General features: G+C 72.6%; 12 protein-coding genes. 6 read left to right on the top strand and 6 right to left on the bottom strand.

Going from position 1 to position 11,491, the window contains the following annotated elements; all coding sequences use genetic code 11:
* Positions 1-63: 63 nt before the first annotated feature.
* Both JNW87_RS26480 and JNW87_RS26475 read right to left on the bottom strand, forming a co-directional pair.
* A complete protein-coding gene (locus JNW87_RS26480; protein ID WP_238454628.1) occupies positions 64-858 on the bottom strand; it encodes a hypothetical protein in 795 nt (264 codons plus the stop codon).
* A gap of 294 nt (positions 859-1,152) precedes the next feature.
* A complete protein-coding gene (locus JNW87_RS26475; RefSeq protein WP_109802666.1) occupies positions 1,153-2,637 on the bottom strand; it encodes an aminopeptidase P family protein in 1,485 nt (494 codons plus the stop codon).
* A 111-nt stretch (positions 2,638-2,748) separates the two neighbouring features.
* Here JNW87_RS26475 and asnB point away from each other — a divergent pair, with 111 nt between their 5' ends.
* A complete protein-coding gene (asnB, locus tag JNW87_RS26470) occupies positions 2,749-4,710 on the top strand; it encodes an asparagine synthase (glutamine-hydrolyzing) (RefSeq protein WP_109802667.1) in 1,962 nt (653 codons plus the stop codon).
* Positions 4,711-4,830: 120 nt separating this feature from the next.
* On the opposite strand, the gene JNW87_RS26465 is transcribed toward asnB, so the two are convergent.
* The 4 genes from JNW87_RS26465 to JNW87_RS26450 are packed head-to-tail and all read right to left on the bottom strand — an operon-like array spanning position 4,831 to position 8,546.
* Positions 4,831-6,735, bottom strand: coding sequence for a molybdopterin cofactor-binding domain-containing protein (locus JNW87_RS26465; RefSeq protein WP_238454627.1), 1,905 nt, complete (start codon positions 6,733-6,735; stop codon positions 4,831-4,833).
* Positions 6,690-7,067: a hypothetical protein gene (locus JNW87_RS26460; protein WP_238454626.1), complete on the bottom strand. Its 378-nt coding sequence runs from the start codon at positions 7,065-7,067 to the stop codon at positions 6,690-6,692. Before JNW87_RS26460 ends, JNW87_RS26465 begins: the two co-directional genes overlap by 46 nt.
* A complete protein-coding gene (locus tag JNW87_RS40270; RefSeq protein ID WP_109802669.1) occupies positions 7,064-8,059 on the bottom strand; it encodes a xanthine dehydrogenase family protein subunit M in 996 nt (331 codons plus the stop codon). The genes JNW87_RS26460 and JNW87_RS40270 overlap by 4 nt, the downstream gene beginning before the upstream one ends.
* Entirely contained in the window at positions 8,046-8,546 is a 501-nt protein-coding gene (locus JNW87_RS26450; protein ID WP_375373544.1) for a (2Fe-2S)-binding protein, read from the bottom strand. The genes JNW87_RS40270 and JNW87_RS26450 overlap by 14 nt, the downstream gene beginning before the upstream one ends.
* Before the next feature lie 230 nt (positions 8,547-8,776).
* Here JNW87_RS26450 and JNW87_RS26445 point away from each other — a divergent pair, with 230 nt between their 5' ends.
* The 5 genes from JNW87_RS26445 to JNW87_RS40845 form a co-directional block, all read left to right on the top strand.
* Positions 8,777-9,145: an XdhC family protein gene (locus tag JNW87_RS26445; protein WP_238454625.1), complete on the top strand. Its 369-nt coding sequence runs from the start codon at positions 8,777-8,779 to the stop codon at positions 9,143-9,145.
* A gap of 2 nt (positions 9,146-9,147) precedes the next feature.
* Positions 9,148-9,420: an XdhC family protein gene (locus JNW87_RS26440; protein WP_238454624.1), complete on the top strand. Its 273-nt coding sequence runs from the start codon at positions 9,148-9,150 to the stop codon at positions 9,418-9,420.
* Positions 9,390-9,929 carry an XdhC family protein gene (locus tag JNW87_RS26435; protein ID WP_238454623.1) on the top strand — a complete coding sequence of 180 codons (540 nt, stop codon included), beginning with the start codon at positions 9,390-9,392 and terminating at the stop codon, positions 9,927-9,929. The genes JNW87_RS26440 and JNW87_RS26435 overlap by 31 nt, the downstream gene beginning before the upstream one ends.
* A gap of 195 nt (positions 9,930-10,124) precedes the next feature.
* Complete coding sequence (locus JNW87_RS26430; RefSeq protein ID WP_238454622.1) at positions 10,125-11,057, top strand: carbohydrate kinase; 933 nt, start codon at positions 10,125-10,127, stop codon at positions 11,055-11,057.
* Between the two features lie 155 nt (positions 11,058-11,212).
* Positions 11,213-11,491 (top strand): recombinase family protein (locus JNW87_RS40845; protein ID WP_238454621.1); only part of this gene is annotated, 279 nt, incomplete at its 3' end.

Here is an 11,491-nt window from a genome sequence, read left to right as displayed (position 1 = left end):
TGCGCCAGCTCCTTCCGGACGTAGTCATCGGTCGCAGGGTCGAGCGGATAGTGGGCGAAGGTGTCAGCGAGCTTGGACTCGCCATGGAGCACCCGGCGCGCCGCTCGGCGCACCCTGGCCACCCGGCGCACCCGCGGCGCCCGGCGCGCCACCCGGGGCGCCCTGTGAGCCGGAGCCCTGCCAGTCGGAGCCCTGCCAGCCGGAGCCCTGCGAGCCGGAGCCCTGCGAGCCGGAGGACGGCCCCGACCCGTACTTGAACTCGGAGGCGTTGCCGCCCTTGACGGTGAGGTCCTTCAGGGTCAGGTCACCACCGTCGGCGACCCGGAAGATCCGGAACGCGTCCTCGGAGTCCCGCTTGATCGTCGAGTCGTTGCCCTTGATCGTGATGTCCTGCTTGATCGTCGGCAGACCCGCGAGGTCCTTCTTGTCGGAGAAGCTCAACTCGTAGGTGCAGTGCTCGGCCAGCTTCAACGTGCCGCCCTGATCCCGGTTCGCCTGATCGACCGCCTCGATCAGCTCCTCCTCGTCACACGGCACCTCCCGCACCCGCCCGTGATCGTCCCAGTCACCACGGTCCTCACCCTCGTGACCCTTCTCGTCACGGGCCTCCTCCCTGGCGTCATGGCCTTCGCCGCTCTTGCCGGCGTCGGCGGCGTTCTGGGGCGCCGCCGCGTGGTTCTCCGCGACGCGCTGGGGGTCGTCGGACTTGTCGTCTCGAGCCGCGAGACCACCCAGCGCCGCCAGACCGACGACGCCGGTCAGCCCGGCCACGCCGGTGGCGACCCAGAGCGCCCGCCGCCTGTTCGTCGGCGGGGGCATCGGCGCCCCGCCGTCGGTAGTCGTTACGTCGTTGGACATCAGAGCCTTCCGCCCTTTCGTGCTACAAAGGGGCCGACCCGCCTGAGGTGGGGCGACCAGCTACAAATCGGTTGCAGCCTCTGATGCACACCGTATGAGAAGGATCCTCACGACGAGGACGTATCTGAAAAAAGCCCGCATTCCGCTCACATCCGGGGCGGTCGGCATGGCCGGGGCGCACCGGCAGGAAAGGCTCCGAGCAGCGGAAACGGCGACGGGCCCCGCCACCGGTGTCGTAACGACGAGATACGTCGCAGACGCCGGCGGCGGGGCCCGCCGTGGGTCGTACCCGGATCAGCCCGGCAGGCGCGGACCCGCCTCGCGCTGCTCGGCCAGCCAGGTCTCCACCTCGTCCGAGCGGCGCGGCAGGCCGGCGGACAGGTTCACCGCGCCGGTCGCCGTGACCAGGATGTCGTCCTCGATCCGGACGCCGATGCCGCGCAGCTCCTCGGGGACCAGCTCGTCCTCGGGCTGGAAGTAGAGCCCCGGCTCCACGGTCAGCACGTAGCCCTCGCCGAGCGCGCCGTCGCGGTACTTCTCCTTGCGGGCGTTGGCGCAGTCGTGCACGTCGATGCCGAGCATGTGGCTGGTGCCGTGCAGGGTCCACCGGCGGTAGACGGTCGAGGCCGGGTCCATCGCCTCGTCCACGCTCACCGGCAGCAGCCCGAGATCCTTGAGCGCCTCGGCGAGCACCCGCATCGCGGTCAGGTGCACCTCCCGGAACGCGACACCCGGCTTGATGATGTCGATCCCGGCCTGCTGCGCGGCGTAGACCGCGTCGTACACCTGGCGCTGCAACGGGGTGAACCGGCCGTCGACCGGCAGCACCCGGGTGACGTCGGCGGTGTAGAGGTTGCGGTTCTCCACGCCCATGTCCATCAGCAGCAGCTCGCCCGGGCGGGTGGCGCCGTGGTTGTGCACCCAGTGCAGGATCGTGGCGTGCTCGCCGGCGCCGACGATCGAGCCGTAGCCGACGTCGTTGCCGTCGTGCCGGGCGCGCAGCGCGAAGATCCCCTCCAGCAGCCGCTCGGAGACCCCACGGTCGGCCGGCAGCGCCCGGGCGACGTCCTCGAAGCCCCGGACGGTGGCGTCGCACGCCTCCTGGAGCTGGGCGATCTCCCACTCGTCCTTGACCAGCTTCAGCTCCGAGATGGCGATGGCCAGCTCCCGGTCGCGGGCCGGCTGGCCCTCGGCGCGGGCGCCGTCGAACGGCCGCACGGCCGCGTCCACCCGGGCGTCGAAACCGCGCAACACCCGGGTACGCCCCGGCGCGCAGTCGGCCAGGGCCGTGTCCAGCTCGGTCAGGTCGGCGGTCGGCAGCCCCAGCTCGGTCGACTTCTCGCCGAGGGTGTGCCGCCGGCCCACCCACAGCTCGCCGTGCCGGCTGCGGAAGAACTCGTCGGTCTTCCGGGACGACCGGGGCCGCATGTACAGCGTGGCGTCGTGCCCGGAGCCGTTCGGCCGCAGCACCAGCACACTGTCCGGGTCGTGGTCGCCGGTCAGGTACGCGAAGTCGCTGCCCGGCCGGAATGGGTGGTCGGTGTCGTTGGCGCGTACCTTCTCCCCGCCGGTGGGGATGACCAGGGTCTCGCCGGGGAAGGCCGTGGAGAGCGCGGCCCGCCGCTTGGCGTAGTTGGGCACCTCCGGCCGCGGGCCCACCGGCAGCTCGGTGTCCCGCCAGCCCTGCCGCATGAACGCCAGGAACGCCTCCGGGAAGTCCGGGTCGTGTGACTCGGTGCCGTCCGCCGGCTTGCCCTGCTGCGCCCGCTCCTCGGCCATGATCCGCCTCCTTGCGCCTCGTCGCTGGTCCAGACCGTACCGCGCGAACCGTGACGGGAAGAGCCTGCGGTGCCGCGACGTCCGGTCCGGCCGCGTGGAAAGATGACCACCATGTGCGGACTCCTGGCCTTCTTCAGCGCGCGCGGCGACGCCGCCGCCCACCGCGACAACATCGCCGGAGCACTGGAGTGCCTGCACCACCGCGGCCCGGACGAGACCGGGGTCGAGGTGGTCGGCGACGCCTCCGGCCAGTACGCGGACGGGGTGTTCGCGCACAAGCGTCTGGCGATCATCGACGTGGCGCTCAGCCACGAGCCGCTGCCCTACGCGGGCGGCCGCTACCTGCTCACCTTCAACGGTGAGATCTACAACTACATCGAGTTGCGGGACGAGCTGATCCGGGACTTCGGCGCCCAGTTCGCCACGAACGGTGACGGCGAGGTGATCGTCGCCGGATACCACTACTGGGGCGAGCAGGTGCTCACCCGGCTGCGGGGCATGTTCGCCTTCGTCATCTGGGACCGGCAGGAACGGCGGGCGTTCGGCGCCCGGGACTACTTCGGCATCAAGCCGCTGCACTACCTGGAGACCGCCGACGGCCTCTACCTCGCCTCTGAGAAGAAGGCGCTGCTGCCGTTCGCGCAGTCCGCGTACGCCGGCGACGCCGGGATCGACGCGGCCAACCTGAGCCACTACCTGACCCTGCAGTACGTCCCCGAGCCGGGCACCCTGCACAAGGGGATCAACCGGATCGGGTCGGGGGAGTACCTCACCTGGACACCGGGCGGCCGGATCGAGGTGCGCCGGTGGTACCGGCCGGTGTTCCGGCCGGCCCCGGTCTCCGACGAGCAGAAGCTCTACCACGAGATCCGGGAGACGCTGCGGGAGAGCGTCCGGATGCACATGCGCTCGGACGTGCCGGTCGGCTCGTTCCTGTCCAGCGGCATCGACTCCACCGCGGTGGTCGCGCTGGCCCGCGAGTTCAACCCGAACATCCTCACCTTCACCGTCGGCTACGACGTCCCGGGCTACTCGGAGATCGACGTCGCCCAGGACTCGGCCCGGCACCTCGACGTGACCACCATCCCGACCAAGATCGGGCCGCAGGACATGATCGACGCGCTGCCGAAGATCGTCTGGCACCTGGACGACCCGGTGGCCGACCCGGCGCTGGTCCCGCTCTACTTCGTGGCGAAGAAGGCCGCCGAGCACGTCACGGTGGTCCTCTCCGGCGAGGGCGCGGACGAGTTCTTCGGCGGTTACACGATCTACCGGGAGCCGCTCTCCCTCAACGCGGTCAACGGCCTGCCCGACGGCGTGCAGAAGGGGCTGCGGGCGGTCTCCAAGGCCATCCCGCAGGGGGTCAAGGGCAAGAGCTTCCTGGAGCGCGGCACCACCCCGATCGAGCAGCGCTACTACGGCAACGCCCGGATGTTCACCGAGGAGGAGAAGCAGCACCTGCTTCGCCGCTACGACCCCTCGGTCCGCTACACCGACGTCACCGCGCCGATCTACGCGGAGTGCACCGAGCTGGACGACGTCACCAAGATGCAGTACGTCGACCTCTACACCTGGCTGCGCGGCGACATCCTGGTCAAGGCCGACCGGATCTCGATGGCGCACTCGCTGGAGGTGCGGGTGCCCTTCCTCGACCGCGAGGTGTTCAACGTCGCGGCCGGCATCCCGGTGGACCTGAAGCTGCCGCCCCGCTCCGACGCCACCAAGTACGCCATGCGCCAGGCGCTGCAGGGCGTGGTGCCGCCGGCCATCGTCAACCGGAAGAAGCTGGGCTTCCCGACCCCGACCCGGGTCTGGCTGCGCGGCGAGATGTACGAGTGGGCCCGGCACGTGCTGGCCACCTCGGGTGCCGGCGACCTGATCGACCTGCCGTACGCGATGCGGCTGCTGGACGAGCACAAGCGGGAGGAGGCCGACCACTCCCGCAAGGTGTGGACCGTGCTGATCTTCTGCATCTGGCACGCCATCTTCGTCGCCAAGACCCTCGACCCGGGCATCCAGCGCAACCAGTCCGCCCTGCTCACCAAGCCGGTGGTCGGCAGCATGGTCCGCTGACCGTCGGGCCGCGTCCGGCCCGCCCGCTGTTGGTCGAGAGGTTTGCGCTTCCGGAGGCGGCTCCGGCGGGGCGCGAACCTCTTGATCGTTCAGCGGGACCCGGCCGGTGTCACCCGGTGCTCAGAGCAGCTTCTCCAGCGTGATCGGCAGCTCGTACTGGCGCCGCCCGGTGGCGTGGTAGACGGCGTTGGCGATGGCGGCCGCCGCACCCACCACGCCGATCTCGCCGACGCCCTTCATCCCCAGCGGGTTGACCACCTCGTCGTGCACCTCGACGGTGTCGACCACCACGTCCGGGGCGTCCGCGTTGACCGGGACCAGGTAGTCGCCGAGGCTGGCGTTGGCCCAGCGACCCAGGCGCGGGTCCATCCGGGTGGCCTCCAGCAGCGCCTGGCCCAGCCCCCAGAGCATGCCGCCCATGAGCTGGCTGTGCGCGGTCTTGCGGTTGAGTACCCGGCCCGGCGCGAACACGCCGACCATCCGGCGTACCCGGACCACGCCGAGGTCGGCGTCCACCGCGACCTCGGCCATCTGCGCGCCGAAGGTGTGCACGCCGTACCCGGCGTCCTGCGGCGGCGGGTTCCAGGTGCCGAGCACCTCCACGTCGGGGGCGAAGGTGCGGTGCATCAGGTCGGCGTAGGTCTCGCCGACGTCGGGGCGGTCGCGCAGCACCATCTTGCCGTCGCGGACCTCCACGTTCGCCGGGTCGGCGTCGCGCAGCGGCGAGTGGTCGTCGGCCACCGCGCGCCGGATCAGCTCGTCGCGCAGCTGGCTCGCCGCCAGGTGTACGGCCGAGCCGACCGCGCTGGTGCCGGCGGACCCCACCGCGGCGGTGACGTTCGGCAGGTCGCTGCTGCCGCCGACGAAGCGCACCCGTTCCACCGGGATGCCCAGCGCGTCCGCGGCGACCTGGGTCATCGCGGTGAACACGCCCGTGCCGAACTCGGAGACGCCGGCCTCGACCACCGCGGTGCCGTCGTTGTAGAGCCGGGCCCGGGCCCGCTGCGGGTTCACCGGCTGGGTCACCGGGTAGAGCGCGCTGGCCATGCCGGTGCCGATCAACCACTGCCCGTCCTGCCGGGACCGGGGCCGCGGGTCGCGGTCGTGCCAGCCGAACAGCTCGGCCGCCCGCTGGTAGCACTCCGTCAGCCCGCTGCTGGACCACGGCTTGCCGCTCTCCGGGTCGGTCGCCGAGTAGTTGCGCAGCCGCAGCTCCAGCGGGTCGATCCCGATCCGCTCGGCCAGCTCGTCCATCGCGCACTCCAGCGCGAACATTCCGGTCGCTTCCCCGGGGGCCCGGGTGAAGGTCGGGGTGATGGTGTTGCCCCGGACCAGGTGGTAGACGCCCTCGTAGTTGGGGCTGGTGTACGCCACCGACGGGCTCTGCAACGACGGTTCCGCCCAGTCGTCGAAGGGCGAGGTGAGGGAGAGCTTGTGGTGGCGCAGGGCGGTGATCCGGCCGTCGGCGCGGGCGCCGAGGGTGATTTGCTGCTCCTGCTCCTCGCGGTGCCCGCAGGAGGTGAACATCTGCTCCCGGCTGAGCACCAGCCGCACCGGCCGGCCCACGTGCCGGGCGGCGAGCGCGGCCACTGCCGGGTGGTGCCAGACCATCGCCTTGGATCCGAAGCTGCCGCCCACGGCGTGGCTGACCACCCGGATCGAGATGGGTGGCAGGCCGAGCAGCTCGGCGAGGGTGAACTGGACGGCGTTCGGTCCCTGGGTGGAGTCGTAGACGGTCAGCCGGTCGACGTCCTCCCAGACGGCGGTGCTGGCCGACGGCTCGATCGGGTTGTGGTGGTTGGGCGCGAACCGGTAGGTGGCGTCCACGCACACCTCCGCCTCGGCCAGCGCCTTCGTCACGTCGCCCCGGGACGCGTGCCCGGGCAGCAGGCCGCCGAAGATCCGCTCCGGCACGTACGCCCGGTCGCGGGCCTGGTCGAGCAGGGTGGTGGCGGGCGTGGTCTCGTACTCGATGCGGATCAGGGTGCCGGCGTGGTCGGCGCGTTCGATGGTGTCGGCGACCACGACGCGACCGGCTGGCCGCCGTAGTGGATGGTGTCGTCCTGCATCGGGAAGAAGGTCTGTCCCGGCGCGGCCAGCCCGGCCAGCGAGGGGAGCAGCCGCGGCACGGTGGCGACCCGGCCCAGGTTGCGGTGGGTGAGCACGGCCAGCACGCCCTCGGCCCGCTCGGCCTCGCTGGTGTCGATCGCGGTGATCCGGCCGCTGGCGATCTTCGCGTTCACGATCACCGCGTGCGCCAGGTTGGTCACCGGCACCTCGGCCGAGTAGCGCGACTCGCCGCGTACCTTGAAGCGGCCGTCCACCCGGTTGAGGGTGCCGCCGATCGCCGGGCTCATGCCGTCCCCTCCCGCTGTGCCATCTCCGCCAGGGCGCGGACCATGGTCCGTCGGGTCAGCTCGATCTTGAAGGCGTTCATCCCGTGCGGCACCGCCGACGCCAGCTCCGCCTCCGCGGCGCGGGTGAACGAGTCGGTGTCGGCCGGCGCGCCGTCGAGCACCCGCTCGGCCGCCCGGGCCCGCCACGGTTTGGTGGCCACCCCGCCCAGGGCCAGCCGGATCTCGGTGATCCGGCCGCCGGCGACCGACATGGCCACCGCGACGGCGGCGAGCGCGAACTCGTACGACTCGCGGTCGCGTATCTTGACGTACCGGGAGGTGGCCGCGACCGGGAGCGGTGGCAGGTCGATGCCGGTCACGAGTTCGCCGTGGGTCAGCGGGTGCTCCCGTTCCGGGGTCTGCCCGGGGAGCAGGAAGAAGTCGTCGATCGGGATGCTCCGCCGCCCGGCCGGTCCCTCGGTCTGCACCACCGCGTCCAGCGCGACCAGGGCCACCGCGACGTCGGAGGGGTGGGTGGCGATGCAGCACTCGCTGGTGCCGAGCACCGCGTGCCCCCGGTTGATGCCGTCCAGCGCGCTGCACCCGGTGCCCGGGGCGCGCTTGTTGCAGCCGGCCGCGACGTCCCGGAAGTAGCTGCACCGCACCCGCTGCATCAGGTTCCCGGCGACGGTGGCCATGTTGCGCAGCTGCGGGGAGGCGCCCATCAGCAGCGCCTCGGCGACCATCGGGTACCGCCGGACCACCGCCGGCTCCTCCGCCACGTCGCTCATCCGGGCCAGCCCGCCGAGCCGCAGCCCGCCGTCGGGCAGTTCCTCGACGCGGGTCAGCGGCAGGTCGTTGATGTCGACCAGGCGGCGCGGCTGCTCAACGTAGATCCGCATCAGGTCGACCTGGGTGGTGCCGCCCGCGAGGAAGGCGCTCTCCGGGTCGGCGCTGACGGTGCCGATCGCGGTGCCGACGTCCGCGACCCGGGAGTAGCTAATCGGCCGCACCGCTGCCCCCCTGCTCGTCCCGCACCCGGCGGATCGCCGCGCGGATGTGCGGGTACGCGGCGCAGCGGCAGATGTTGCCGCTCATCCACTCCCGGATCTCCGCGTCGTCGCCGGCGTGTCCCTCGGCCAGCAGCGCCACCGCGGACATGAGCTGCCCCGGCGTGCAGTAGCCGCACTGGAACGCGTCCGCGTCGAGGAACGCCTGCTGCATCGGGTGCAGCGTGTCCCCCTCGGCCAGCCCCTCGATGGTGGCCACCTCGCGGTTCTCGCAGCTGATCGCGAGCGTCAGGCAGGCCAGCACCCGCCGCCGGTCCACCCAGACCGTGCAGGCCCCGCAGGCGCCCTGGTTGCAGCCCTTCTTCGTGCCGGTCAGCTCGAGCCGGTCCCGGAGGGCGTCGAGCAGGCTGACCCGCGGCTCGACGGACATCGTCCGGGTCTCCCCGTTCACCCGCAGGCGGACCGCCACCTCGCCCGGACCCCGGACCACCGCGCTGTCCGGGGCCGGAGCGGTCCGGATCGCCTGGTACGACTTCACCAACTCGCACCTCCTCGTGCCCGAAGCGACCATATATTTCGGAATGTTCTGGAAAGGGCAGATCGTCGGACTTGGTGCCGCTGGCGTACCGGCCGCGGCGTGCCGGGGTGGCCCAGACGGCCGCCTCGGTTCTCCGCCGGCCGTCAGCCGGCGCGCGCCGACCGGACGGAGAGGCGGGACTTGTGCCGGACGTGTTCGACGAACTGCACCGACGTTGGCGGGGTGGCGAGCCGGTGGCGCTGGCCACCGTCGTGGCCACCCGGCGGTCCGCACCGCAACCGCCCGGCGCCGCGATGCTGGTCGCGGCCGACGGCACGGTCACCGGCAGTGTCTCCGGCGGCTGCGTCGAGGCCGACCTGTACGAGCGGGCGCGCGCCGTCCTCGACACCGGAACCCCGGAACTCGCTCGCTACGCGGTCAGCGACGACGACGCGTACGCGGTCGGCCTCACCTGCGGCGGGGAGCTCGACGTGTTCCTGGAGCGGGTCGACCGGCGGGCTTCCCGGAACTGGGGGCGGTCGCCGCCGCGCGGCGCGCCGGCCGGCCGGTAGCCGTGGTCACCTGCGTCGCGGCCGACGCGGGCGATCCACCGGCGCTGGCGGCGCCGGCCGACCCGGCGGGCCGGCTCGGCCGGCGGCTGGTGCTGACCGAGGACGGGACGAGCGGCACGCTGGGCGGGGAGCGGTTGGACGCCGCGGCCTCCGCCGACGCACTCGGGTTGCTCGCCGCCGGCCGCGGCGCGGTGCTCCGCTACGGCTACGACGGCAGCGGCGCGGCAGCGGCCTCAGCCTCTTCGTGGCGACGTACGCCACGCCGCCCCGGATGATCGTCTTCGGGGCCATCGACTTCGCCGCCGCGGTCGCCCGGATCGGCGCGTTCCTCGGTTACCGGGTGACCGTCTGCGACGCGCGACCGGTCTTCGCCACCGCCCCGCGGTTTCCCGACGCGGACGAGGTGGTGGTGGACTGGCCGCACCGGTACCTGCGGGCGGAGCTGGACGCCGGCCGCGTGGACGCGCGGACCGCGGTCTGCGTGCTCACCCACGACCCGAAGTTCGACGTGCCGGTGCTCGCCCTGGCGCTGCGGCACCCGCTGGCGTTCGTGGGGGCGATGGGCTCCCGGCGTACCCACGACGAGCGGCGCAAGCAGCTCCGGGAGGCGGGCGTCAGCGTGGCGCAACTCGACCGGCTCGCCGCGCCGATCGGCCTGGACCTCGGCGGGCGCACGCCCGAGGAGACTGCGGTGAGTGTGGCGGCGCAGATCGTCGCCGGCCGCTGGGGCGGGACGGGCAGAGCGCTGGCGAAGCTGGCGGGACCCATCCACCGTCCGGAATAGACCGGAGCGCGCGCCTGCCGCGCGGACCCGGCGCACCTGGTGGCTCGGCGCTCAACCCCGCGACTCGCACCCGGCCCGCTACGCCAATACCGTGTTTTCGACGGCCATCAGGCCGCGGACTGTGCCAGCCTGAGGCGACAAGATCGGTCGAGGCGCGGTGGACGGTGCGGCGGCGTCGACGACGAAAGGACCGGAATGGGATACGCGGTGGTGCTCGGTGAGGCGCTGGTCGACCTGCTCGACGCCGAGTACGACGGGCAGCCCGTCTACCGGCAGGCGATCGGCGGTGGCCCGCTCAACGTGGCCGTCGCGGTGGCCCGACTCGGCGGAGACGTCCAGTTCGTCGGGTCGCTCGGTGACGACGCGCTCGCCGCCCGGATCCGCGCGTTCCTGGGCGCGGCCGGGGTCGGGCTGGCCGGCGCGGTGACCGTGCCGGCGCCGACCGCCCTCGCGGTGGCCACCTTCGCCGGCCCCGAACCGGATTTCCGCTTCTACGGCGAGCCCCGGTCGTACGCGCTGCTCACCGCCGACGACCTGGACGTGGCGCTGGTCGAGGGCGCCGACGTGCTCTACTGCGGATCGATCGTGCTGCTCGACCCGCCGGTGCGCGCCGCCGCGCGCCGGGCCTGGTCGATCGCCGGCGCGCTGCGGGTGTTCGACCCGAACGTCCGGCCCCGGCTGCTGGGCCGGCCGGGGGCCCTCGAGCGGCTGCGTGAGGTGGTGGCCGAGTTCGCCGCGAGCGCGCACCTGGTCAAGCTCAGCACCGCCGACGCCGAGCTGCTCTATCCGCGTGAGCCGGTCGAGGGGGTCGCCGCGTACCTGCGCGAGCTGGGCGCGGGCACGGTGGTGGTCACCCTCGGCGCCGCCGGCGCGCTGGTCGCCGCCGGCCCCGACGTGGTACGGATCCCGGCGCCCAAGGTCCGGGCGGTGGACGCCACCGGTGCCGGTGACTCGGTGATGGGCGCCCTCATCGCCGAGCTGCTCGTCGACGGCGAGCCCACGGACCCGGCCGGCTGGCAGCAGCGGGTCGCGTTCGCCCTGCGGGTCGCCGGCCTGGTCTGCGAGTCCCCCGGCGGCGCCGTCGCGATGCCCACCCGCGCCGACCTGGCCCGCCGCTTCCCGTCCTGACCGACAGCGGGCCGGCGCCCGAGCGAAAGCCACGGACCGGGGTGAATCGCGGACCCAACTGCAAGATCGCCGGGGTGGGGGTGCGGCGAGGGGGCTGACAACTGCTCACTCTCCCGTGATCAAACATACGAATATATGAGTGTTAGTATCGTTCTGTGAAGCTTGCTGAGTGGGCGCGCCGTAACGGTGTGCACCCGCAGACCGCGTACCGCTGGTTCCGGGAGGGGACCATGCCGGTGCCCGCTCGGCGTCTTCCGTCCGGCACGATCATGGTGGAGGTGACCGACGACGCCCGGCAGGGTCAGGTCGTCGTCTACGCCCGCGTGTCGTCGGTTGACCAGCGAGCCGACCTGGACCGGCAGGTCGCCCGGGTGACCGCCTGGGTCACCGGGCGGGACATGGCCGTCGCGCGGGTGGTGACCGAGGTCGGGTCC

Source organism: Micromonospora sp. ATA51, assembly GCF_016802855.1.
Taxonomy (GTDB): domain Bacteria; phylum Actinomycetota; class Actinomycetes; order Mycobacteriales; family Micromonosporaceae; genus Micromonospora; species Micromonospora sicca.
Note: the sequence above shows the minus strand (reverse complement) of the source record. Positions and strands in the feature narration are given on the sequence as shown.

Coding starts and splice junctions, on each gene's coding strand:
- JNW87_RS26460 (WP_238454626.1), bottom strand. CDS start 7,067: ATGAGCCCGGCGATCGGCGGCACCCTCAACCGGGTGGACGGCCGCTTC.
- asnB (WP_109802667.1), top strand. CDS start 2,749: ATGTGCGGACTCCTGGCCTTCTTCAGCGCGCGCGGCGACGCCGCCGCC.
- JNW87_RS26480 (WP_238454628.1), bottom strand. CDS start 858: ATGTCCAACGACGTAACGACTACCGACGGCGGGGCGCCGATGCCCCCG.
- JNW87_RS26475 (WP_109802666.1), bottom strand. CDS start 2,637: ATGGCCGAGGAGCGGGCGCAGCAGGGCAAGCCGGCGGACGGCACCGAG.
- JNW87_RS26430 (WP_238454622.1), top strand. CDS start 10,125: ATGGGATACGCGGTGGTGCTCGGTGAGGCGCTGGTCGACCTGCTCGAC.